The organism is Micromonospora sp. NPDC049240 (genome assembly GCF_040647835.1).
Lineage (GTDB): Bacteria > Actinomycetota > Actinomycetes > Mycobacteriales > Micromonosporaceae > Micromonospora.
In genome coordinates, this window is the sequence record NZ_JBEZCX010000007.1 from 67,204 (window position 1) to 89,409 (window position 22,206).

Annotated in this window: 20 protein-coding genes; 4 read left to right on the top strand and 16 right to left on the bottom strand. The window is 74.0% G+C overall.

Annotation, left to right across the window (positions count from 1 at the left end; genetic code table 11):
* Nucleotides 1-15 precede the first annotated feature (15 nt).
* Nucleotides 16-480: a hypothetical protein gene (locus AB0B02_RS12210; RefSeq protein ID WP_281934296.1), complete on the bottom strand. Its 465-nt coding sequence runs from the start codon at nucleotides 478-480 to the stop codon at nucleotides 16-18.
* A 236-nt stretch (nucleotides 481-716) separates the two neighbouring features.
* Between AB0B02_RS12210 and AB0B02_RS12215 the strand changes: the two genes are divergently transcribed.
* From AB0B02_RS12215 to AB0B02_RS12225, 3 genes are all read left to right on the top strand, one after another.
* Complete coding sequence (locus AB0B02_RS12215; RefSeq protein ID WP_357299709.1) at nucleotides 717-2,498, top strand: alpha/beta hydrolase; 1,782 nt, start codon at nucleotides 717-719, stop codon at nucleotides 2,496-2,498.
* Nucleotides 2,499-2,622: 124 nt separating this feature from the next.
* Nucleotides 2,623-3,561, top strand: coding sequence for a transporter substrate-binding domain-containing protein (locus AB0B02_RS12220; protein ID WP_281934300.1), 939 nt, complete (start codon nucleotides 2,623-2,625; stop codon nucleotides 3,559-3,561).
* On the top strand, nucleotides 3,558-4,652 hold the full coding sequence (locus AB0B02_RS12225; RefSeq protein ID WP_357299712.1) for a hypothetical protein: 1,095 nt from the start codon (nucleotides 3,558-3,560) through the stop codon (nucleotides 4,650-4,652). Before AB0B02_RS12220 ends, AB0B02_RS12225 begins: the two co-directional genes overlap by 4 nt.
* An 89-nt stretch (nucleotides 4,653-4,741) precedes the next feature.
* Here the strand turns inward: AB0B02_RS12225 and AB0B02_RS12230 are convergent, their stop codons facing one another.
* From AB0B02_RS12230 to AB0B02_RS12265, 8 genes are all read right to left on the bottom strand, one after another.
* The gene (locus tag AB0B02_RS12230) at nucleotides 4,742-5,428 is read right to left on the bottom strand and encodes a hypothetical protein (RefSeq protein ID WP_281934304.1); all 687 of its coding nucleotides are present in this window, start codon (nucleotides 5,426-5,428) and stop codon (nucleotides 4,742-4,744) included.
* A gap of 109 nt (nucleotides 5,429-5,537) precedes the next feature.
* Nucleotides 5,538-6,701, bottom strand: a complete 1,164-nt coding sequence (locus AB0B02_RS12235; protein ID WP_281934306.1) for an acyl-CoA dehydrogenase — start codon at nucleotides 6,699-6,701, stop codon at nucleotides 5,538-5,540.
* Entirely contained in the window at nucleotides 6,698-8,698 is a 2,001-nt protein-coding gene (locus AB0B02_RS12240; protein ID WP_357299717.1) for a biotin carboxylase N-terminal domain-containing protein, read from the bottom strand. Before AB0B02_RS12240 ends, AB0B02_RS12235 begins: the two co-directional genes overlap by 4 nt.
* Nucleotides 8,699-8,768: 70 nt before the next feature.
* The gene (locus AB0B02_RS12245; RefSeq protein WP_357299720.1) at nucleotides 8,769-10,370 is read right to left on the bottom strand and encodes a carboxyl transferase domain-containing protein; all 1,602 of its coding nucleotides are present in this window, start codon (nucleotides 10,368-10,370) and stop codon (nucleotides 8,769-8,771) included.
* Nucleotides 10,367-11,557 (bottom strand): acyl-CoA dehydrogenase family protein, encoded by a 1,191-nt coding sequence (locus AB0B02_RS12250; protein WP_357299723.1) that lies wholly within the window; start codon nucleotides 11,555-11,557, stop codon nucleotides 10,367-10,369. The genes AB0B02_RS12245 and AB0B02_RS12250 overlap by 4 nt, the downstream gene beginning before the upstream one ends.
* Entirely contained in the window at nucleotides 11,554-13,233 is a 1,680-nt protein-coding gene (locus AB0B02_RS12255) for an acyclic terpene utilization AtuA family protein (RefSeq protein WP_357299726.1), read from the bottom strand. The genes AB0B02_RS12250 and AB0B02_RS12255 overlap by 4 nt, the downstream gene beginning before the upstream one ends.
* Nucleotides 13,230-14,018, bottom strand: a complete 789-nt coding sequence (locus tag AB0B02_RS12260) for a TIGR03084 family metal-binding protein (protein WP_357299729.1) — start codon at nucleotides 14,016-14,018, stop codon at nucleotides 13,230-13,232. Before AB0B02_RS12260 ends, AB0B02_RS12255 begins: the two co-directional genes overlap by 4 nt.
* 24 nt (nucleotides 14,019-14,042) lie before the next feature.
* Nucleotides 14,043-14,657 (bottom strand): TetR/AcrR family transcriptional regulator, encoded by a 615-nt coding sequence (locus AB0B02_RS12265; protein ID WP_107159578.1) that lies wholly within the window; start codon nucleotides 14,655-14,657, stop codon nucleotides 14,043-14,045.
* A gap of 121 nt (nucleotides 14,658-14,778) precedes the next feature.
* Here AB0B02_RS12265 and AB0B02_RS12270 point away from each other — a divergent pair, with 121 nt between their 5' ends.
* Nucleotides 14,779-16,815 (top strand): aminotransferase class I/II-fold pyridoxal phosphate-dependent enzyme, encoded by a 2,037-nt coding sequence (locus AB0B02_RS12270; protein WP_357299733.1) that lies wholly within the window; start codon nucleotides 14,779-14,781, stop codon nucleotides 16,813-16,815.
* Nucleotides 16,816-16,847: 32 nt separating this feature from the next.
* Here AB0B02_RS12270 and AB0B02_RS12275 read toward each other — a convergent pair whose 3' ends face one another.
* The 7 genes from AB0B02_RS12275 to AB0B02_RS12305 all read right to left on the bottom strand — a co-directional run bounded on the left by AB0B02_RS12275 (nucleotide 16,848) and on the right by AB0B02_RS12305 (nucleotide 22,096).
* On the bottom strand, nucleotides 16,848-17,615 hold the full coding sequence (locus AB0B02_RS12275) for a class I SAM-dependent methyltransferase (protein WP_357299736.1): 768 nt from the start codon (nucleotides 17,613-17,615) through the stop codon (nucleotides 16,848-16,850).
* 4 nt (nucleotides 17,616-17,619) lie between these two features.
* The gene (locus AB0B02_RS12280; protein ID WP_357299739.1) at nucleotides 17,620-18,693 is read right to left on the bottom strand and encodes a radical SAM protein; all 1,074 of its coding nucleotides are present in this window, start codon (nucleotides 18,691-18,693) and stop codon (nucleotides 17,620-17,622) included.
* Between the two features lie 28 nt (nucleotides 18,694-18,721).
* Complete coding sequence (locus AB0B02_RS12285) at nucleotides 18,722-19,543, bottom strand: class I SAM-dependent methyltransferase (protein ID WP_281934324.1); 822 nt, start codon at nucleotides 19,541-19,543, stop codon at nucleotides 18,722-18,724.
* Nucleotides 19,540-20,034: a hypothetical protein gene (locus AB0B02_RS12290; RefSeq protein ID WP_357299744.1), complete on the bottom strand. Its 495-nt coding sequence runs from the start codon at nucleotides 20,032-20,034 to the stop codon at nucleotides 19,540-19,542. Before AB0B02_RS12290 ends, AB0B02_RS12285 begins: the two co-directional genes overlap by 4 nt.
* 2 nt (nucleotides 20,035-20,036) lie before the next feature.
* The gene (locus AB0B02_RS12295) at nucleotides 20,037-20,498 is read right to left on the bottom strand and encodes a glycosyltransferase (protein ID WP_107159567.1); all 462 of its coding nucleotides are present in this window, start codon (nucleotides 20,496-20,498) and stop codon (nucleotides 20,037-20,039) included.
* A 65-nt stretch (nucleotides 20,499-20,563) separates the two neighbouring features.
* Nucleotides 20,564-21,307, bottom strand: a complete 744-nt coding sequence (locus tag AB0B02_RS12300; protein ID WP_281934329.1) for a metallophosphoesterase family protein — start codon at nucleotides 21,305-21,307, stop codon at nucleotides 20,564-20,566.
* Nucleotides 21,308-21,418: 111 nt separating this feature from the next.
* On the bottom strand, nucleotides 21,419-22,096 hold the full coding sequence (locus AB0B02_RS12305) for a Crp/Fnr family transcriptional regulator (RefSeq protein ID WP_007073398.1): 678 nt from the start codon (nucleotides 22,094-22,096) through the stop codon (nucleotides 21,419-21,421).
* Nucleotides 22,097-22,206 lie beyond the last annotated feature (110 nt).

Genomic DNA, 22,206 nt, shown 5'->3' on the forward strand with positions numbered 1-22,206 from the left:
TCCCGTTCACCGCGCTCACCGGTCGCTGATCCCGTTCACCGTCCGCTGCTGTCGCACCGACCTCGGGTCGAGCGCCTCCAGCGTGTCGGCGTCGAGCGCGCCGGCCGCGCGCAGCCCGCGGACCGCCCGGGGGTCGAGCGCCTCCAGCGTGTCCGCGTCGACCGGAGCGCCGCCCGGGGTGCGCAGGTTCCGCACCGCGCGCGGGTCGATCGCCTCCAGCGTGTCGGCGTCCACGCCGTACCCCGGGTCGGGGGCCGGCCAGCCCTCGGCCGACGGTGCGGCGACTCCGCCGCCGGGCGACTGCCGGGCGGCGGTGATCGTCACGCCGGCGATCATGCCGAGCACGACGCAGACCAGGGCCAGCACCACCGACAGGATGCCGGGCGGTCGCCACACCGCCAGCGTCACCAGCGCCGCCACCGTCGCCGCGGACGCGGCGACGGCCTTCACCCGCGCATCGGACCTCGGGAACGAACTCACCCGACAAGCATGGCTTAGCGCGTCGACCTGTCAACCGTCGACCCGGGACGGCTTCCCGTCACTACCGGCTCCACATCGGAGCGCGAAAAGCGTCGATCGATAAAAAATCGTTACATAACTCGGCATTTTGCGGCATCAGTCCGCTTTTGGGGGTCACTTCCGGTCGTGGGGGAATCCTAAAGTGACGGGGTCGAGGTGCTCCTCGGCGGATCTGTTCCCCACCGGAAGGCAGTCACATGCCCCGTGTAATCCGGCCCCTCGCCGCAACCGGGATCGCCGGGATCCTCCTCGCCGGATCGGCCGTCTCGCCCGCCGTGGCCGCGCCGACACCGCAACCGACGACGTACGACCGCACCAGCGCGGCCGAGGCACGTCGGGTGGACCGCGTACCGACGCCGAAGCTGGACTGGTACGCCTGCTACGACTACGCCGAGTGCACCACGGTCCGGCTCCCGCTGGACTACGACAACCCGAAGGGCGCCACCACCGAGGTCGCGCTGCTCCGGGTCAAGGCCCGCGACCAGCAGCACAAGGTCGGCAGCCTGTTCCTCAACCCGGGCGGCCCGGGCGGCTCCGGCACCAGCATCGCGCTCGCCGCGCCCTACTTCCTCGGCGACGACCTGCTCGACCGCTTCGACGTGGTCGGCGTCGACCCGCGCGGCATCGAGGCCAGCGACAACATCCGGTGCTTCCGCACCGTCAAGGAGCAGACCCGGGCGTACGCCGGGCTGAACGTCGCGTTCCCGTGGACGAAGGCGGAGGAGAAGGCGTACGTCGCCGCCTCGAAGGCGGTCGGCACGGCGTGCTCGACCACCGGTAAGCCGCTGACCGGCGCGGCGTCCACCGCCGAGGTGGCCCGCGACATGGACGTGCTGCGCCGGGCGGTCGGCGACCGGAAGCTCAGCTACCTGGGCTTCAGCTACGGCACCGCGCTGGGCCAGTACTACGCCAACATGTTCCCGGACCGGTTCCGCGCGCTCGTCGTCGACGGCGTGCTCAACCCGAACGCCTGGGTCGGCCAGGGCCCGGCCCGCAACCAGCTCCAGGAGACGCGGCTGCGCAGCGCCGACGGCGCGTACCGGGCGCTGCACGAGATCCTGGTGCGGTGCGGCAAGGTCGGCGCGGAGCAGTGCGCGCTGGCCGCCGGTGGTGACCCGGTCGCCGGGTACGACACGGTGGCGAAGCGGCTGCGCAAGAAGCCGGCCGTGATCGACGACCCGGAGTACGGCTCGTTCACCGTCAGCTACGCCGACTTCGTCGGCGCCACGCTCAACGCGCTCTACGACCCGTACGGCTGGCAGTCGGTCGTGGACATCACCGTGCAACTGCTGGCCGCGACCGACCCGGCCACCGGCAGGGCCGCCGCCACGACGGCCCGCAGGGCGCTCGCCGCCCGTGCCGCGCAGGCCCGGCAGCAGCGGGGGTACGACTTCCCCTACAACAACGGGCTGGAGACGTTCCTGACCGTCGACTGCACCGACGCGTACCACCCGAGGAACGCGGACGCCTGGCCGGCGCTGACGGCCAGGGAGGACCAGCGGGCCCCGTACTTCGGGCGGGCCTGGGCCTGGGGCACCGCGCCCTGCGCCCGCGACACCTGGACGGTGCGCGACGAGGACGCGTACCCCGGCCCGTTCAACCGCACCACCGCCGCCCCGGTGCTCGTGGTCGGCAACTACTGGGACCCGGCGACCAGCTACCAGGGTGCGGTCAGCTCGGCCGCGCTGCTGCCGAACAGCCGGCTGTTGAGCAGCGACAGTTGGGGGCACACCGCGTACGGCACCTCGGCGTGCGTGACCGGGAAGATCGACGCGTACCTGCTCACCGGCAAGCCGCCGGCCAAGGGTGCGCGCTGCGTCGGTGACGCCCAGCCGTTCCAGGAGGACCCGCCGACCGGCCGGGTGGCCGCGTCCAAGAGCGAGCTGGCCCGCGCCGGCGCGCCCGGTCGGGGCGAGCCGAAGCGGCTGCCGCCGGTGAGCACGCCGCGGCCGGCGGTCGGCACGCTTACCGTCCGCTGACGGACCCCCGAGGTGCGGCGGGCGATCGGGCGTCCGCCGTACCCCGGGCCGCAGGGCGCAGCGCATTGTGTGGTGGCCGCTACGCTGAGTTTCCCGTCGTCGTGTCCCGCGAACGAGGTGTCCGATGCCCGAGATCTCTCCCCGCCGGCTCCGTTCCCTCGCCACCACGTTGGCCGTGGCGCTGACACTCACCCTGGCCGCCGCCGCCGGCTGCGACAACCGTCGCGAACCCCCGCTGCCCTCGGTGCTCGACAAGCTGCACGACTCGCACATCGACGGTCAAGCGAAGATCAAGATCGGGGTGTCGGAGACCGAGCCGCTGATGGGCGAGCTGCGCAACGGCGCGCACATCGGCTTCGACGTGGAGATCGCCCGCTACATCGCCGCGTTCCTCGGCTTCCAGGGTGAGCAGCGTATCCAGTGGGTGGCGCTGGCCACCGAGGACCGCATTCCCGCGCTCCAGGGCGGCACCGTCGACCTGATCGTGTCGAGCTTCTCGATGACCGAGGAGCGCCAGAAGCTGATCAGCTTCGCCGGGCCGTACTTCGTCACCACCCAGGAGGTGATGGTGCCGACGCGGCTGCGCGACCGGGTCCGCACCATCGAGGACCTACGCCGGCCGGGGCTGCGCGTCTGCACCAGCGGCGGTTCCACCACCGAGGCGGAACTGGAGAAACACCAGGTCCGGGCGTACGTGGTGAAGACCGTCGGCGACTGCGTACGGGGCATCCGGGAGAAGCGGTACGACGTGGTCAGCTCCGACGAGACGATCCTGGCCGGCTTCCTGTCCCAGTACCCCACCGAGTTCGAGATCGTCGACATGCCGTTCGGCACCAGCGAGCTGCTCGGCATCGGTGTGCCGATCGGCGACCCGGCGCTGCGTGACCTGGTCGCGTTCGCGCTCCAGAAGAGCTACCTGGAAGGGCGGGACGGGATCAGCAGCCCGTGGCTGACCGCGTACAACCGCACGCTCGGGCCGTGGCTCAAGGCGGACAAGTCCCAGCCGCAGCCGCTGAACGTGCCGAAGCTCGTCGACTTCGACGACAAGGCGCCCCGGCGATGACCGCCCCGCCGGACGCCGTCCCGGCGGGCACTGCCGATCCGGGCGCGGGCACTGCCGCTGCCGGGGCCGCCGGCCCGGGTGCCGCCGCGCCGACCCGGGCCGTGCCACCGCCGGCCGACCCGGCCGAGCGTCGCGCGCGGGCCACCCAGTCGTTCTGGACCGCGGTCGTCGGGGTGCCGGCCGTCTTCTCGGTGCTGCGGCTCGGCGTCGAGGCGGGCGGCGAGTTGCAGACCACGCTGCTGCTGGTCGCCAACGTCGGCACGGTGAACCTGCTGGCCGGCTTCCTCACCACCGCCGCCGCGCTGCTCTCCACCGCCCTGGTCGCGGTGTTCGCGCTCGGCGCGGTGCTGCGGGTCAGCGTGGACCGGATGCCGCCCGGAATCCGTCGGCCGCTCTTCGCCCGCTGGGTGGACAGCACGCCGGCCTGGTTCGCGGTGGCCAGCTTCCTGCTCGCGCTGGGCACCTGGCCGCTGCTCTACCTGCCGCTGCTGCTGCCGGCGTTCGTGGCCGCGTTCCAGCTCGGCCCGGAACGGCTGCACGAGCAGCGGGTGCCCCGGCTGCTGCTGCTCGCCGCCGGGTTCGCCGGATACCTCTGGCTGCTCGGGCCCACCCTGCTCGACGCCGGCGGGCAGGGGGAGGCGCTGGCGCTGGCGCTGCTTGTCGTACCCCCGGTGCTGGCGTTGTTCGTGACCGGTCCGCTGCCGGCGGCGGTGGTCCGGCCGCTCGCCTCGGTCACCGAGGCGGCGGTGCTGGCCATGCTGGTCTGGGCCGCGCTGCCGGTGATCAGCACGCCGGTGCTGCCGCTGACCGTCACCACCGTCGAGACGTCGCCCGGCGTCACCGAGGACGTCCGCGGTCACGTGGTCACCGTGGACGACGTCGACGTGGTGCTGCTCCAGGAACGTGGTGGCGTCCGCTACCTGCCGGTCGGCCAGGTACGCGCGCAGGTGCTCTGCCCGAGCGAGGACGAGCTGCCCCGGCGGCAGCTCCGGGTGCGTGACTTCCACGTGGAGGATTCACTACTGGAGGGGCTGGGTCGCCGGGTCCGCCCGGTCCACCGCATCGATGCCGCCTGCCGCACCGTCCGCTGACCGGCGCGGCTCGCAATCCGCACGCAGATCTTGGAAGATGAGGGCCCCTCCGAGGGCCGTTTGCTTCCAAGATCTGCCCCGAACCCGGGTCAGCGTGTCTTGCGGAGCAGGTCGGCCAGGTCGGCCGCCTCGACCAACTCGTCGCCGAGCGGGGTTCCCGCGTCGGCGACCGCCGCGGCCCACAACAGTTCGGCCGGGGTGTCGGAGGTCAGCCAGCGGTCCAGCGCGCGTCCCGCCCGTTCGTCGGGTGCCGACCATCCGACGATCTCCGCCAGGTGCCGAGTGACCGCCCCGCCCGGCAGCTCGGCGAAGGCCGCCAGGTACGGGCCGAGGTCCAGCTCCAGCGCGGCCACCGCGTCCAGGATGTCCTCCGCCGGGTGCTCGGACGGCCACGAGGTCAGCGTCGACCGCCACCAGGCGCGGAGGAAGTCCTTCACGGCGCTCCGCTCGACGGGCGTCCAGTCCGCCCAGTGCCCGGCGATCCGGCGGGCCAGCGTGTCCGGCCATGGCTGGTCGACCATCTCGCCGGCGGCGTACGCGGTCAGCAGCCGGGGCACCAGGTGCGGCAGCTCGCTCCCGTCACCCCAGGTGCCGGGGTTGGACAGGTAGCTGCCGAGTTGGTCCGGCGTCAACGCGCGCAGCGGCGTACGCCGGAAGCGGTCGACGTCGGCCGGGTCCACGCAGTGTTCGCACGCCGCCATGTCGCCCGGCATCGGGTGCCGGGCGAACACGGCGTACAGCCGTTCACCCGCCCGCTCCACCTCGCCCGTTCCCACCCCGCCAGTCTCGCCGACCGCTCGGGTGGAACGCCATGGCTGTCACACGGGGCCGGAGACAGCCACGGCGTTCCACTCGTCGCCCCAGGGGGCGCGAAGAAAGCTGCGGTCAGTAGGACTTGTCCTGGGACAGGACGTGTTGGGCGACGAAGTTGAGGATCATCTCGCGGCTGACCGGGGCGATCCGGCCGGCGCGTACGGCGCCGAGCAGCGTCGCCACGCCGTACTCGGTGGTCATGCCGGCCCCGCCGAGCGCCTGGACGGCGGTGTCCACGGCGAGCGCGGCGGCCTCACCGGCCGCGTACTTGGCCATGTTGCCGGAGACGCCGGCCTCCAGGTCGCGGCCGGCGTCATAGAGGCTGGCCGCCTTGTAGATCATGAGCCGGGCCAGCTCCACCTGGACGGCGGCGTGCGCGAGCGGGTGCGAGACGCCCTGGTGCGAGCCGATCGAGCGTCCGCCCCAGACCTTGCGGGTGGCGGTGTAGTCGGACGCCTTCTCGACGGCGTAGCGGCCGGTGCCGGCGCCCATCGCGGCGACCGTGATCCGTTCCGGGTTGAGCCCGGCGAACAACGCCGGCAGGCCGGCGTCCAGCGACTCACCGACGAGCGCGTCGGCGGGCAGCCGGACGTCGTCCAGGAAGAGCTGGAACTGGTTCTCCGGGGAGAGGATCTCCATGTCCAGCTTGGACTTCTCCAGGCCGGGCGCGTCGGTCGGCACGATGAACAACGCCGGCTTGAGCTTTCCGGAGGAGGCATCCTCGGTTCTGGCGACCACGAGCACGTGGTCGGCCTCGTCGACCCCGGAGATGTAGACCTTGCGGCCGGTGAGCAGCCAGTCGTCGCCGTCGCGGCGGGCGACCGTGCCGAGGCGGTGGAAGTTCGACCCGGCGTCCGGCTCGGTGATCGCGAAGACGATCTTCTGGGAGCCGTCGGCGAGGCCGGGTAGGTGCTTCTTGCGCTGCTCCTCCGTGCCGTGCTTGTTGATCACGGTGGCGGCGATGGCGGGGGAGACCACGAGCAGCAGCAGCGGGCAGCCCGCCGCGGCCAGTTCCTCGCAGACCAGCGCCAGTTCGGTGATGCCGCCGCCCCCGCCGCCGTACTCGGTGGGGATGTTGACGCCGAGGTAGCCGAGCCGTCCGGCCTCGTGCCACAGCTCGGTGGTGTGTTCTCCCGACTTGGCCCTGGCCACGAAGTAGGGGTGGCCGTACCGGCGGCCCAGCGCGCGTACCGCGTCGCGGAGCTGGTCCTGCTCGGGGGTGAGGTCGAAGTTCACTGCGGGTCCTCCTCGGGGTCGACCACGGCCAGCACGGCACCCGTCTCCACCTGGCCGCCGGGCGCGACCGGCAGCTCCGCCACCACGCCGTCGGCCGGGGCGAGCACGGGGTGTTCGAGCTTCATCGCTTCCAGCGTCAGCAGCAGGTCACCGGCGGCGACCCGCTGGCCGACCTCGACGTGCACCCGGGTCACCGCGCCGGGCAGCGGCGCGAGCAGCGACCCGGCCGCCAGCTCCGCGGTGGGCCGGGGCAGCCGCGGCAGTTCGGTGAGGCTCGCCGCCCCGTCCGGGCCGTCCACGAACACCGACGACCCCACCCGGTGTACGCGGAAAGCCCGCCGCACGCCGTCCACGTCGAGCACCACGCGGTCCGGGTCGGCCGACACCAGCTCGACCACGGGCAGCTCGCTGTCAAGCGGGGCGCGTTCCTCTACCGAATCCGTTAGGAGGGGGCCCGTCCTTGTCCACTCGGCGAGTGCGCCGGTGCGGGTGAGGCGGTAGTGGATCTCGATGTCGGTGAAGCGGGTGACCTGCGGATGAGCCGGCACGTTGCGCCAGCCCGACGGGAGCCCGGCCAGCACCGGTGCGGCGGCCCGGCGCGCGGCGGCCCCGGACAGCGCGGCGGCGAGCGCCACCACCGGGAGCTGGTCGGCCGGCAGCAGCGGCGCGAAGACCTCGGGGTGCCGGTCCAGGAAACCGGTGTCCACGTCGGCGGCGGCGAACTCGGGACTGCGCAGCACCCGGACCAGCAGGTCCCGGTTGGTGGCCACGCCGTGCAGCTCGGCCCGGGCCAGCGCGCCGGCCAGGGCACGGGCCGCCTCGGTGCGGGTGGGCGCCCAGGCGACCAGCTTGGCCAGCATCGAGTCGTAGTGCACGCTCACCGTCGAGCCGTCCACCACGCCGGAGTCCAGGCGCAGGCCCCGGGTGGGCCCGAACTCGGCGTCGACGCCGGGGATCGCGAACCGGTGCAGCGTGCCGGTGGCCGGGCGGAACCCCTCGGCCGGTTCCTCCGCGCAGAGCCGTACCTCGATGGCGTGGCCGTCGGCGGCCGGTGTGGTGGTGACCGGCAGCGGCTCGCCGTCGGCGACCAGCAGTTGCAGCCGGACCAGGTCCAGGCCGGTGGTCAGCTCGGTGACCGGGTGCTCGACCTGGAGCCGGGTGTTCATCTCCAGGAAGTGCACCTGCCCGTCCGGGGCCAGCAGGAACTCCACGGTGCCCGCGCCGACGTAGTCGACCGCCCGGCCGGCCGCCACCGCTGCGGAGTGCAGCCGCTCGCGCACCTCGTCGGGCAGCACCCCGGGCGCCTCCTCGACGATCTTCTGGTGCCGGCGCTGGATCGAACAGTCGCGTACCCCGAGCGCCACGATCGTGCCGTGGGTGTCGCCGAAGATCTGCACCTCGACGTGCCGGCCACGCTCGACGTACCGCTCGATGAAGACCGTGCCGTCGCCGAACGCCGCCGCCGCCTCGCGGCGCGCGCCCGCGACGGCCTCGGCGAGCCCGGCCGCGTCGCGGACGATCCGCATGCCCCGGCCACCGCCGCCGGCACTTGCCTTGACCAGCACCGGGAACGCGGTGACCTGGTCGGGGTCGGTCCAGGTGGGCAGCATCGGCACGCCCGCGTCGGCGAGCAGCGCCTTGGCCGCCATCTTGTCGCCCATCGCGGCGATCGCCTTGGCGGACGGGCCGACCCAGGTCAGGCCCGCGTCGGTCACCGCCGCCGCGAACTCCGCGTTCTCGGCGAGGAAGCCGTAGCCGGGGTGGACCGCGTCCGCGCCGGAGCGCCGGGCCGCGTCCAGGATGAGGTCGATCCGCAGGTACGTCTCGGCCGGCGTGTTCCCCGGCAGCCGGACCGCGTGGTCGGCCTCGGCGACGAACGGCGCGTCGGCGTCCGCGTCGGAGTGCACGGCGACCGTGGCCACGCCGAGCGCCCGGCAGGTGGCGAAGACCCGGCGGGCGATCTCCCCCCGGTTGGCCACCAGAAGTCGAGTGATCATTTGCGCTGAGCCTGCCTTTCGTTCGCGACTGCGGGACTCCGCTTCGCTGCGTTCCTCGCGCTCACGGCCCTCACATCCGGAAGACGCCGAAGCCGTCGGCGCCCTTCACCGGTCCGTTGTGGATCGCCGACAGGCAGAGCCCGAGGACGGTACGGGTGTCCCGGGGGTCGATCACCCCGTCGTCGTAGAGCCGGCCGGAGAGGAACAGCGCGCCGGACTGCGACTCGATCTGCTGCTCGACCATCATCCGCATGGCGGTGTCGGAGTCCTCGTCGTAGTCGCGCCCCCGGGCCGCGGCGGCCTGCCGGGCCACGATCGACAGCACGCCGGCCAACTGCGCCGGGCCCATCACCGCCGACTTCGCGTTCGGCCAGGTGAACAGGAACCTCGGCTCGTACGCCCGGCCGCACATGCCGTAGTTGCCGGCGCCGTAGGAGGCGCCCAGGTTGACCGTCAGGTGCGGCACCGTCGAGTTCGACACCGCGTTGATCATCAGCGCGCCGTGCTTGATGATGCCGCGCTGTTCGTACTCGGTGCCGACCATGTAGCCGGTGGTGTTCTGGAGGAAGACCAGCGGCGTGTCGGCCGCGTTGGCGAGCTGGATGAACTGGGCCGCCTTCTGCGCCTCCTCGCCGAACAGCACGCCCCGGGCGTTCGCCAGCACGCCGACCGGCCAGCCGTGCAGCTCGCCCCAGCCGGTCACCAGTGCCGTGCCGTAGCCGGGCTTGAACTCGTCGAACGCGCTGTCGTCGAGCACCCGGGCGAGCACCTCGCGCGGGTCGAACGGCACCTTCAGGTCGGCGCTGGCGATGCCGAGCAGCTCCTCCGGGTCGTACCGGGGTGGCAGCGGGGACAAGGTGCGCGGCGGCGGGCCGCCCTTGCGCCAGTTGAGCCGGCGGACGCACTGCCGGGCCAGCCGGATGCCGTCCCGCTCGTCCTCGGCGAGGAAGTCGGCCAGGCCGGACGTGGTGGCGTGCATGGTCGCACCGCCCAGCGACTCGTCGTCGGTGACCTCGCCGGTGGCCATCTTCACCAGCGGCGGCCCGGCCAGGTAGACCTGCGACCGGCCCCGGATCATGATGGTGAAGTCCGACATGCCGGGCACGTACGCGCCGCCGGCGGTGGCGTTGCCGAACACCACGCTGACCGTGGGGATCTTCGCCGCGGAGAGCCGCGTCAGGTCACGGAACACCCGCCCGCCGGGAATGAAGATCTCCGCCTGGGAGGGCAGGTCCGCGCCGGCCGACTCGACCAGGTTCACCATCGGCAGCCGGTTGGCCAGCGCGATCTCACCCGCCCGGCGCGTCTTCGCCAACGACCACGGGTTGATCGCGCCGCCGCGTACCGTCGGGTCGTTCGCCACGATCAGGCACTCCACGCCCTCGACCACGCCGATCCCGGTCACGGTGCTGGCGCCGACCGGGAAGTCCGTGCCGTACGCGGCCACCGGCGACAGCTCCAGGAACGGACTGTCCGGGTCGAGCAGCAGCTCGATGCGTTCCCGGGGGAGCAGCTTGCCGCGCTTGTGGTGCCGGGTCACGTACTTCTCGCCGCCGCCGGCCCGCGCCTGGTCCAGCACGGTCTCCAACTCGGCGAGGCGCTCCAGCAGCGCCTCCCGGTTGGCCGCGAAGGCGGGTGCGGAGGTGTCGATCGCAGTCTGGAGAACGGTCACAGGCCCATGCCCTTCGCGATGATCTCGTTCATGATCTCGGTGGTGCCGCCGCCGATGCCGAGGATGCGGGCGTCCCGGTAGTGCCGCTCCACCTCCGCGTCGCGCAGGTAGCCGAAGCCGCCGTGCAGTTGCAGCGCGGCGTCCACCACGTGGTCGCAGGCGGCCACCGCCACGTTCTTCGCCATCGCCACCTCGGTCACCACCGGCTGCCCGCCGACTGCTCCAGGTCGCGGCGCGGCGCCAGACGCGCCGAGCTGGAGTGGTCGAGCCACCCGCTCGGCCACCTCGTGCACGTACGCGCGGGCCGCCTCGGCGCGGGTGTGCATCTCGGCCAGCCGGTGCCGGACGAGCTGCCGGCTCGCGAGCGGACGACCGAACGTGGAACGGTCCCGGCACCACCGCACCGCCAGGTCGACGCAGCGCTGCGCGGTCGCGTACGCCTGGGTGGCCAGCGACAGCCGCTCGGCGGCGAACTGCTGCATGACGGCCAGGAAGGCGGTGTCCTCCGGGCCGACCCGGTTCACCATCGGCACCCGGACGTCGACGAAGGACAGCTCGGCGGTGTCCGAGCAGTGCCAACCCAGCTTCTCCAGCCGCCGGCCCACGGTGAACCCGGGCGTGCCCTTGTCGATCACCAGCAGGCTGAGTGAGCCGGAGCCGGGAAAGTCGGTGCAGACCGCGGTGGTCACGAAGTCCGCCCGGACGCCGCTGGTGATGTACGTCTTCGCGCCGTTCACCACGTAGTGGTCGCCGTCGCGGACCGCGCAGGTGCGGATGGCGGCCACGTCCGAGCCGCCGTCCGGTTCGGTGATCGCCAACGCGCCGATCATCGTCCCGCCCAGCGTGGGCCGGACGTACGTGTCGATCAGGTGCTCGTCCTGCGCCGCGATGATGTGCGGGAGCGCGATGCCGTGCGTGAACAACGCGGCGATCAGCCCGGACGAGCCGCCGGAGCGGATGATCTCCTCAGTGACCACGATCGAGTCGAGCAGGTCGCCGCCGCTGCCACCGACCGACTCCGGGAAGCCGATGCCGAGCAGCCCGACCTTCGCGGCGGTCTCGTGCAGTGAGCGGGGCACCTCACCGGACCGCTCCCAGTCGGCCAGGTGCGGCAGCACCTCCCGGGTGACGAACGCGCGGGTCAGCTCGCGAAGTTGGCGACGCTCCGGGGTGTCCACGATGGTCATGCCGGCACCTCCGCCGGCAGGTCGACCACCCGGGCCCGGAGCAGCTCGCCGAGCGCCTTGGCCTGGGGGTCGAATCGGGTGGAGGCGGCCACGCCCGGCCCGAGCAGCCCGCGGATCACGAAGTTGACCGCGCGCAGGTTCGGCAGCTCGTACCGCTCCACGGTCAGCGGGGCGGTCTCCGGCAGCAGCTCGGCCAGCCGCGCCACGGTCAGCCAGCCGCGCAGCCAGGCCCAGGTGGCGTCCGTGCGGGCCCAGACGCCGAGGTTGGCGTCCCCACCCTTGTCCCCCGACCGCGCCCCCACCAGCTCCCCCAGCGCCCCCCGCCGGGTGGCGGGTAAGGAGGGGCCCCCGGTTAACGCCTGGTGCATAACAGGGGGCCCGGGCAAACCACCCACCACGGAGGGCGGGGGGATTTGCACGCGCTCGCCGGAGGGGAGCACCGCCACGTGCGGCACCGCGTCCTGGGGCACGGTGTCCGAGGTGAACACGCCGTACGGCGTGGCGTCGCCGGGCAACGTGGTCAGCGTGCAGCCCGGGTAGGAGGCCAGTGCCAGCTCCACCGCCGCCGCCGAGAACGCCCGCCCGGCCCGCGCCTTGTCGACGTCGCGCAGGTGTACGTGCAGCAGCGCGCTCGCCGCCTCGGTGTCGGCCGCGTCCGGGTGGTCGGTGCGGGCCAGCGTGAACTCCAGCCCGTCCGGGCCCACCGCATCCGTCACCTGACCCCGGACCAGGGCCGCCTTGGCCGGGATGTCCAGCCCGCACAGCACGAACGTCATCGAGTTGCGGAAGCCGCCCAGGTTGTTGACGCCCACCTTGAGCGTGTCCGGCGGGGGCGTGCCGCGTACGCCGGACACGCGTACCCGGTCCGGTCCCGCCTGCTCCAGCCGGACCGTGTCCAGCCGGGTCACCACGTCCGGCCCGAGGTAGTCCGGCCCGCCTACCTCGTACAGCAGTTGCGCGGTGACCGTCTCGACGGTGACCGCGCCGCCGGTGCTGGGGTGCTTGGTGAGCACCGACGTGCCGTCCGGGTGCAGCTCGGCGATCGGGAAGCCGGGGCGCCGGCCGCCGTCCGGCAACTCGGTGAAGAAGCTGAAGTTGCCGCCGGTGACCTGCGCCCCGCACTCGATCAGGTGCCCGGCCACGGTCGCCCCGGCCAGCGCGTCGAGGTCGTCCCGGGTCCAGCCGAACCGGGCGATCGCCGGGCCGACCGCCAGCGACGCGTCGGTGACCCGCCCGGTCACCACCACGTCCGCGCCCGCGTCGAGGCAGGCCGCGATCCCGAACGCGCCCAGGTACGCGTTCGCGGTCAGCGCGTCCGGCCGCTGGAGCGCGTCGCCCTCGACGTACCCGACCCGCACGTCGAGGCCGAGTCGTGCGGCGAGCGACCGGATCGCGTCGGCCAGCCCGGCCGGGTTGAGGCCGCCGGCGTTGGTGACCAGCGTGACCCCGCGCTCCGACGCGGTGCCGAGCACGCCCTCCGCCTGTCGCAGGAACGTCTTCGCGTAGCCCAGCGACGCGTCGCGCATCCGGTCGCGTCCGAGGATCAGCATGGTCAGCTCGGCCAGGTAGTCGCCGGTCAGCACGTCCAGCTCGCCGCCGTCGAGCATCTCCCGCCAGGCGGCGAACCGGTCACCGTAGAAGCCGGACGCGTTGCCGACGCGCAGCACCCCGCTCATGGCCGGGCCTCCGCCGCCCGGCCGGCGCCCGGCGGGCCGGCGAACGCCTGGGCCACGTCCAGCCACTCGTCGGCGACCGGCCCGGTCGCGACCAGGGACAGGTCGGCGCGGTGCCGGCGCTGCGTGACCAGCAGGCAGAAGTCGAGCGCCGGCCCGGTCACCCGGTCGGTCGCCGCGGCAGGCCCGAAGGCCCAGACCTCGTCGCCCGCCGGTGCGGTGAGTTCGACCCGGACCGGGTCCGTCGGCACCGGGCGGCCGTGCGCGGCGAAGCTGTGCCCGAGGGTACGGAAGCCGAGGTGCGCGACGTGTCGCAGCCGGGCGGTCGGGGCGCGGGTGACACCGAGCGCGTCGGCGACGTCCTCGCCGTGCGCCCAGGTCTCCATGAGCCGGGCGGTGGCCATCGAGGCGGGCGACATCCGGGTGCCGTACCAGGGCAGCTTCTCGCCGGCCGGGGTGGCGGCCAGGGCCGTCGCGAGCGCGGTGCGGCCGTCCCGCCAGCGGGCCAGCAGCGCGGCCGGCGGGGCGAGGAAGGACTCGGCCCCGTCGTCGACCAGCCGGGCCGGGTCGGGCGCGGACAGCACCGAGGCGTAGAACGCGTCGGGGTCGGTGGCGGCGAGCCCGGCCACGTGGTCGGTCCAGGCCAGGTGGGCGATCTGGTGGGCGACGGTCCAGCCGGCGGCCGGGGTGTGCCGGGCCCAGTCCTCCGGTGGCAGCCCGCTGACGAGCGCGTCGAGCTGGTCGGACTCGGCGGTGAGATCCGCGAGCAGTGCGGTCGCGTCGACCATGGTGCCTCCGGGCGGGTGGGCCGGTCAGGGGGCGTCGGGGGTGAGCAGGGTGGCGAGTTGGCGCTTCCACATCCGCAGCAGGGCGGTGCGGCGGGGTGAGTCGTCGCTGAGCAGGTTGGCCACGCCCAGCCCGCGGAGCAGGTCGAGGGTGGCCTGCACGGCCTCGCGGATGCCGGGCCGGCGTTCGTCCACGCCGAGCAGCTCGACGGTGAGCCGGTGCATCTCCCGGCCCACCGTGGCCTCCAGCGGCACCAGCGCGTCGCGTAGCTCGGCGTCGGTGCGGGCGGCGACCCAGAGTTCGAGGGCGGCGACGAAGAGCGGCCCGGTGAAGGCGGCGCCGAGCAGGTCGATCACCCGGTCCAGCCGTCGCGGGCCGGCCGGCAGCGCGTCCGCCTCGGTGCGCAGCTCCACCGCCCGGCGCTCGGCGAGATGGGCGACGGCGGCGGTGACCAGGGCGGCCTTGGTGGGGTAGTGGTGCAGCTGGGCGCCCCGGGAGACGCCGGCCCGGGCGGCCACCACCGTGGTCGTGGTGCCGGACCAGCCGTGTTCGACCAGGCACTCGACGGTCGCCTCCAGCAGCCGGGCCTGGGTGGCGCGGCTGCGTTCCTGCTGCGGGACGCGGGTCGGTGCGGTGGGCACGGGGACAGCCTCCCGCCCGGGAAACAAACAGTCAAGCCTGACTTTTTCTGCCGCCGCTATCCGACACCCCTCGCACGGTCCGTTCCGCGATACTGTGCTCGGTTCACGGGGAGGCACGACGATGGATGAATTCGTGCTGGTCGGCGGCTCCGGTTTCCTGGGCGCCGCGACCGCCGAGGCACTGCTGGCCGCCGGCGCGCGGGTGACCGTCGTGGACCGGCATCCGCCGGCCGGCACGAACACCGGCGCGCCCGACTGGATTCGCGTCGACCTGCTGGTCGACGACCCACCCGAGCTGCCGCCCGGCCTCGTCGTGGTGCTGCTCGGCGCCAGCGAGCCGCGCCCCCGCCGGCCCTGGACGCTGCCGCTCGACAACGCGATCAGCACCGCCCGGCTGCTGCCCCGGCTGGCCGGACGCCAGGTGGTGCTCACCTCCTCCGTCGAGGTGTACGGCGCCGCGGCCGGTCCGCTGACCGAGGAGACCGCACCCGACCTGCCGTGGTCCGTCGAGGAACTCGACGGCTGGTGCGCCGCCGCCCGCGAACTGGCCCGGACGCCCTGCCCGCCCTGGCGGGCCGCCCCACTGGCCCGGGCCATGGCCGACGCCGACCCGACCGGCCGGTGGACGTACGCGATGGCGAAGCTCGCCCAGGAACGGCTCGTCGCCGGCGCGGTCGACCCCGACCGGCTGACCGTGCTCCGGCTCGCGAACGCCTTCGGCGCGGGACAGCACCGGGTCGCCACCCGGCTGGTCCGCCGGGCCCGCCAGGGGCTGCCGCTGCCGGTCACCGCGGACGCCGTACGCAGCTTCCTGCCCGCCGACGCCCTCGCCCGGATGCTGCTCGACGGGATCGGCCCCGGCGTCTGGAACGTCGGCGGGGAGCCGGTGTCCCTGGTCGACCTCGCCACCTGGATCCGTGACCTGTGCGGGTCGTCGGCGCCGCTGCTGACCACACCCCGGCGTACGCCGGACAGCTCCGGCCTGGTGGTCACCGACAAGCTGACCGCCGCCGGTCACCGCGTGCCGCCGCTCCGCCCGCGCCTGGCGGAACTGGTCGCCGCGGTGGACGCCGACCGGGCACCCGTGTTCCGGCCGCCGCTGCCGGTCGTCGTGCCGCCGCCGCCCGCCCACCCCGACCTGGTGGCCGACCGCCAGCAGGCGGCGCTCGCCAGCGGCGAGGTCAAGCACGGCAACCGGTGGACGCGGGAGCTGACCGAACGACTGGGTAAGGAGCTGGAACTCGACGACGACCACCGGGTGCTGGTCACCGCGTCCGGTACCGCCGCGCTACGGATCATGGTGGCCGCCACCGTCGGCCCGGCCCGTCCCGGCGACGTGGCGGTGCTGCCGTCGTACACGTTCCCCGCGACGGCGGAGATCCTGGTCCAGCTCGGGTACGCGCTGCGCTTCGTCGACGTGGACGCCGCGACCTGGACGCTCGACCCGGCGGCCGTCGCCGGCGCCGTCGCGCGGGGCGGCGTACGCGTGGTGCTCGCCGTGGACACCTTCGGCAACCCGTGCGACTACCCGGCCCTGCGGGCGGTCTGCGACCCCGCCGGCGTGGCGCTGCTGGCCGACTCCGCCGCCGCTCTCGGCAGCCTGCACCGGGGCCGCCCGGTGGCACAGCAGGCGCTGGCCCACTCGTACTCGATGAGCTTCGCCAAGGTGGTCTCCGCCGGTGGGGCCGGCGGCGCCCTGGTGCTGCCCGCCGACGCCGCCGAGGCGGTGCTCGCCGCGCCGGCCGGCTGGACCCGCTCCGAGCTGATGAACGAGCTGCACGCCGTCGTCGCGGTCGACCAGCTCGCGGAGCTGGACACGCTGGTCCGCCGGCGGGCCGAGGTGGCCGAGGTGTACGCCGCCGCCGCCCGCACCCTGCCGGTGGAGTTCCAGCAGGTCCGCCCGGGAGACCGGCACTGCTGGGTGCACTGGGTGGCCCGGATCGCCGACCGGGACCGGGTGGCGGACGCGCTGGCCGCGCTCGGCGTGCAGACCAAACCCTACTTCGCGGCGATCCACCGTGGCCCGCTCGGCGGCGGCGAACGGCTGCCGGTGACCGACCGGCTGGACGCCGAGGCGCTCGCGCTGCCGATGTCGTCGGAACTCACCGTGGAGCAGGCGGAACGGGTGGTCGCCGCGTTGCGCCGCTGCCTGGGCTGAACCTCGCCGGCACCGGGTGGCGGGCCGGGCGGTCAGGCCGGGAGGCGGCCGGTCACCAGCAGTTGCTTGCCGGCGTCGGCGAGGACCGGGTCGTCGCCGAGCCGGCGCTCCAACGCCAGCAGCGCGTCCCGGTCGGCGGCGAGCCGCCCGGCCAGCCCCGCCCGGCCCAACGGCCCGGCGCTGACCAGCAACCCGGCGCTGCGGACCTCGACCAGGCCGGCGGCGGTGAACGCGGCCTCCAACCGGGCGCGGTCCAGCAGGTGCAGGTCGGCGGCGTGCCCGTCGGCCCGCCAGACGCCCCGGCGCCGGGCCAACCGGTCCACCGCCTCGTCGTCCCGGCCGGCGCCGACCAGTTCCAGCACCAGGCCCACCAGCGAGTCGACGAGCACGGCCAGCACCCCGCCCGGACGCAGCCAGCCGGCCAGGTGCCGGACCGCCCGCTCGGGATCGGCTGTGTATTGCAGCGAACCCATCGCCAGCACCGCGCCGGCCGTGGCGGGCAGCGTCACCTCCGTCATCGAGCCCTCGACAAGCGTGAAGCCGGGGCCGGGCGGGCGGCGACGCAACTCGGCGACCATCCCCGGGGCCTGCTCCACGCCGGTCACCGGATGGCCCAGGTCGAGCAGGCGTCGGGCCCAGCGGCCCACGCCGCAGCCGGCGTCCACCACCGGGCCGTCGGGCGGCAGCAGCGCGCTGACCCGCTCCCACGCCAGATCGTCGTACGCGCGCCGGTGCGGCACCGCGAAGTGCTCCTCGTAGCCGGGCGCCAGCGCGTCGTACAGCGGCTGGCTCGGGCGCATCGGCTCAGACAAGGCTGCGCCGCCCGCGCCGCCACTGCCGGTCGGCCAGGTAGGTGCCCGGCCGCCAGCGCAGGTTGAGGCTGTAGTTGCTGCCGCAGCCGACGCACTCCTTGCGGAACAGCCGCGTGTGCTCGGCGCGGTACTCCGGGGCGTCGACGATCTCGGCGATCGGGCGCTGCCGGACCGAGGCGGTCGGGTCGTGCGCCCAGCAGCCGCCGATCTCGCCCCGGGAGTGCACCATCAGCTTGAGCTGCGACTCGGCGCAGGGCAGGTCCCGTTGCACGAGATCGTCGAAGTGCCCGCGCAGGTACCGCAGCTCCGAGTAGCGCGGCAACCACCGCTGGTCCGCCCGGGCCATCGCCTCCAACTCGGCCAGCGCCGCGTCGAGCCGGTCGCCGGCCACGTCGGTCTGCCCGGTGACCGCGTCGGTGCGGAACAGGAACGTCCGGTCGGTGACCAGGTTGAGATAGAGCGCCACGCCCAGCTCCTGGGCCAGCGCCGCGATGCCGGGCAGGCTGTCCACGTTGTCCCGCATGACGGTGAAGTTCATCCGCACCTTCAGGCCGAGCCGGTCGCGCTCCGCGATCAGGTTCCGCAGGTGCCGGGTGGTCGTCTCGAACGCGCCGAGCCGGCCCCGGATCCGGTCGTGCACCAGCGCCGTCGGGCCGTCGACCGAGACGTTGAAGCTGCGTACGCCCGCGGCGAGCACCTCGTCGAGGACGGGCGGGGCGAGCCGGATGCCGTTGGTGTTCAGGTGCAGGTGGCGCACCCCCACCTCGCGCGCGTACGCCATCAGGGTCACCGCGTCCGGCCGGATCAACGGCTCACCGCCGGTGAAGTTCACCTTGTGGATGCGCATCGCGACGAGTTGGCGCAGGACGTCCCGCCACTCGTCGGTGGACAGCTCACCCTTGGTGTTGGTGGTCCAGCAGCCGCAGCTCGTGCAGCGCAGGTTGCAGTTGTCGGTGAGGAACAGCTCGGCGACCAGCGGCCGGACGTGCAGCCGGGGCGCGACCCGCTCCTTGATGGCGAGCCGGCCGAAGAACCAGGCCAGCCGCGCGGTGTCGGCCACGCTCACGGCTGCCTCCGGGTGGGGTGGGTGATGCTCACGGCTGCCTCCGGGCGACGACGAAGAGGTTGGCCGCGCGGAACAGCCGGCCGTCGAGGTGGATGCCGCGCTCCAGCAGGCGGCGTACCGGCCCGCCGGTGAGCAGCGCCGGGATCTGCAACCACCGCCAGAACAGGTTGGCGCCGGTCACCGTGGTCGGCGCGAAACCGGCCGCGCGCAGCAGGTCGAGCAGGTCGGCGGTGCGGTAGTTGGTGTGCCGGTCCCGGCCGACCGACATGTCCCCGCGCAGGTCGTTCGAGAGGTCCGCGAACCGGCTGTGCCACACCTGCGACCCGAACCGCCACGAGTAGACGCGACGGTGCAGCCGGGGGAAGTCGAACTTCGCGTTGTCGGGGTCGAGGAAGCTGAACACGTGCCGGCGCGGCACGGTGAGCACCAGCAGCCCACCGGGGACGAGCACCCGGTGCGTCTCGGCGAGCAGCGCGGCCTCGTCGGGCACGTGCTCCAGCACGTCGAGCAGGCTGACCGAGTCGAAGCGACAGTCGGTGAACGGCAGCGGCCGACCGACCCGCAGCCGGTGCAGCGGCAGGTCGGGGTGGCGGGTGGCCAGCCCGGCGAGGTAACCGGGGTGCGGGTCGGCGCCCTCGCAGGTCACGGTGCCGTGGTCGTGCAGCGCGGCGAGGAAGTCCCCGGGGCCGCAGCCCAGGTCGAGGTGCCGGCCGGTGCGGCCGGCCAGCGCGGACCAGGCGAACGCGTACCGGCGCAGCGGGTGGGTGGCGAAGGGCTGCCGGCCCGGTCGGCCGGTCGCCGCGTCGGCCCGGTTCGTCGGACCGGCCGGGCGTTCGTCGGCCCGGCTCATCGGACCAGCCGGGCGCAGAGCGCGTCCAACGTGGCGGCCAACCGGGCGCCGTCGACCGCGCCGGGCAGTGGCCGCTCGGCCAGCAACCGCCGCTGCCGCTCCGGGTGCGCGGCCACCACGGCCGGCAGGTCGGCCGCGTCCCACACCGCGATCACCCGGCCGGAACGCTCCTCGTCGCGCAGGTAGGCGACCTGGTGGTCGTTGCCCATCTCGCCCCGCGCGGCCTCCCGGGCCACCGCCACCGGCACCCGGCCGAGCCGCTGGACCAGGCGCACGGTGTTCCCCGCGTGGGTGATCACCACGTCGGCGGCGGCCAGCCGCTCGCGCAGGTCGTCCAGGGGCAGGAACGCCTCGTGCGGGCACGGCGGCGTCACGGTCGACGTGCCGGTCTGGACGAACACCTCGTGCGCGGCGCAGAGCGGCGCGACGCCGTGGATCAGGCGGTCGAACGGCCACGGACCCATGCCGACGGTGACCAGGACACGGGCCATGGTCAGTAGAGCTCTCCGATGAGCACCGCGCGGGGGCGGGACGCCAGCAGGGCGGGGCGCTGCACCAGCACCGCGGCGGCGAGCCGGGAGCAGAGCCGGGCGGCGGAGCCGGCGGGCCCGGTCATGTTGAACGTCTCCAACCACAGCGACGGCACCCGGAGCAGGCGAGCGGCGAGGAAGACGCCGACGGCCACGCCGGTGCCGGCCGACACCACCACGTCGGGTCGCTCGCGGCGCAGCAGCCGCAGCGCCCGCCAGGTCGCCGGCAGCACCCGCAGCCGGGTGCGGGTCGACAACTCGGGCTGCCAGTGCACCCGCTGCCCGGCCAACGCCACCTCGGTGTCGGGGGCCCGGACCGCGACCCAGACCGGATCGTGTCGTGCCCACCAGGGGCGGAGCGCCAGCAGGTCCAGCAGGACGCCACCGCTGCTGGAGACGAGGAGCACCCGGTACCGCCGTCCCATCAGGCCACGCTATCGCAGAGTCGCGACTCAGGACGCCCCCGTCCAGCGTGGACGTCGGGTACCCGTCAGCGACCGTCCCGGGGGCCGAAGGCGGTGAGCGCGTCCAGGTCGGAGTATCCGCCGCGCAGGTACTCGTCGGCCCACTGCGCCGCCTCCGGGAAGCCGGACCCGGCGACCACCTCGGCGCAGGCGGCGTCCACGTCGAACCGGGTGCGGCGCAACTGCACCCCCGGACCGAGCAGCGCCCACCAGGCGCCCGCGCCCCCGTACGGCATGCCGACACTGCCCGGGTTGACCACCAGGCGACGGTCGACCAAGCGGGTGTACGGCATGTGGGTGTGCCCGCAGACCACGGTGCCGACCTCGGCCGGCAGGCCGGCGAAGACCTCGGCCCAGCGCTCCGGCCGCGAGTCGACGAGTACGACCTCCTCGTCGTCGCGGGGCGTCGCGTGGCAGAACAGCACGTCGCCGAGACCGGTCACCGGCAGCGTGACGTGCGGTGGCAGCGCGGCCAGCCGGGCCACCTGGTCGTCCCGGAGCTGCGCGGCGGCCCAGTTGGCGACCTCGAACTCCGACGGCTTCCCGGCCCGCGCCTCGACCAGCTCCCGCTCGCCGTTCCCGCCGACCCAGCGGGCGCGGTCGCCGAGCGCGGCGAGCCGGTCCAGCACCTCGACCGGCTGCGGGCCGGAGGCGATGTCCCCGGTGAGCACGATCAGGTCGGCGGCGGCCACGTCCGGCTCGGCCAGGACGGCCTCCAGCGCCGGCAGCACACCGTGGATGTCGGAGAGGACGGCGACGCGTTCGATCATCGGCCCAGCCTGGACGTCGGTCACCGGGACGTCCAGGAATTCTGCGCCGGGCAGACACGCGCCGGCCCGGACCGCGTGGGGCGGGCCGGGCCGGCGTGGAGGTGCGGAAGGTCAGACCCGCGCGCGACGGGCCAGGCGCTCCGGGTCGAGGATGATGATGCTCTTGCCGTCCAGCCGCAGCCAGCCGCGCGAGGCGAAGTCGGCGAGCGCCTTGTTGACGGTCTCCCGGGAGGCGCCGACGAGCTGGGCGATCTCCTCCTGGGTGAGGTCGTGGGTCACCCGCAGCACGCCGCCGTCGCGGGTGCCGAACCGGCCGGCCATCTGGAGCAGGTTCTTGGCGACCCGGCCGGGCACGTCCGTGAAGATCAGGTCGGCGAGCGAGTCGTTCGTCCGGCGCAGCCTGCGGGCCAGCACCCGCAGGAGCTGCTCGGCGATCTCGGGCCGGTTGTTGAGCCACGGCCGCAGGGCCTGCTTGCGCAGCCGGACCAGCCGGGTGTCGGTGACCGCCGTGGCGGTCGCCGTCCGCGGGCCGGGGTCGAACAGCGACAACTCGCCGACCATGTCCGACGGGCCCATCACGGCGATCAGGTTCTGCCGGCCGTCCGCCGCGCGGCGACCCACCTTGATCTTGCCGGACAGGAGGATGTAGAGACTGTCACCGGGCTCGCCCTCGTTGAAGACGACCTCGCCCTTGCGGACCTCGATCGTCTCCATCTCCTTGGCGAGCGCCTCGGCAGCCTCCGGGTCGACACCCTGGAAGATCCCGCTGCGGGCCAGTACCTCGTCCATCGCGCACCTCCGCCTGCGCGTGCCGTCCGTCGGCCCGGGTCCGCCGTCCGCTGATCCCTCGCGCGCCGCCAGTCTAGGCGCACATGAGCAGGAATCGGAGGTGCACCCCT

Coding starts and splice junctions, on each gene's coding strand:
- AB0B02_RS12260 (WP_357299729.1), bottom strand. CDS start 14,018: ATGGTCGACGCGACCGCACTGCTCGCGGATCTCACCGCCGAGTCCGAC.
- AB0B02_RS12270 (WP_357299733.1), top strand. CDS start 14,779: ATGGATGAATTCGTGCTGGTCGGCGGCTCCGGTTTCCTGGGCGCCGCG.
- AB0B02_RS12300 (WP_281934329.1), bottom strand. CDS start 21,307: ATGATCGAACGCGTCGCCGTCCTCTCCGACATCCACGGTGTGCTGCCG.
- AB0B02_RS12220 (WP_281934300.1), top strand. CDS start 2,623: ATGCCCGAGATCTCTCCCCGCCGGCTCCGTTCCCTCGCCACCACGTTG.
- AB0B02_RS12305 (WP_007073398.1), bottom strand. CDS start 22,096: ATGGACGAGGTACTGGCCCGCAGCGGGATCTTCCAGGGTGTCGACCCG.
- AB0B02_RS12225 (WP_357299712.1), top strand. CDS start 3,558: ATGACCGCCCCGCCGGACGCCGTCCCGGCGGGCACTGCCGATCCGGGC.
- AB0B02_RS12215 (WP_357299709.1), top strand. CDS start 717: ATGCCCCGTGTAATCCGGCCCCTCGCCGCAACCGGGATCGCCGGGATC.
- AB0B02_RS12290 (WP_357299744.1), bottom strand. CDS start 20,034: ATGGCCCGTGTCCTGGTCACCGTCGGCATGGGTCCGTGGCCGTTCGAC.
- AB0B02_RS12255 (WP_357299726.1), bottom strand. CDS start 13,233: ATGAGCGGGGTGCTGCGCGTCGGCAACGCGTCCGGCTTCTACGGTGAC.
- AB0B02_RS12240 (WP_357299717.1), bottom strand. CDS start 8,698: ATGATCACTCGACTTCTGGTGGCCAACCGGGGGGAGATCGCCCGCCGG.
- AB0B02_RS12250 (WP_357299723.1), bottom strand. CDS start 11,557: ATGACCATCGTGGACACCCCGGAGCGTCGCCAACTTCGCGAGCTGACC.
- AB0B02_RS12285 (WP_281934324.1), bottom strand. CDS start 19,543: ATGAGCCGGGCCGACGAACGCCCGGCCGGTCCGACGAACCGGGCCGAC.
- AB0B02_RS12275 (WP_357299736.1), bottom strand. CDS start 17,615: ATGCGCCCGAGCCAGCCGCTGTACGACGCGCTGGCGCCCGGCTACGAG.
- AB0B02_RS12295 (WP_107159567.1), bottom strand. CDS start 20,498: ATGGGACGGCGGTACCGGGTGCTCCTCGTCTCCAGCAGCGGTGGCGTC.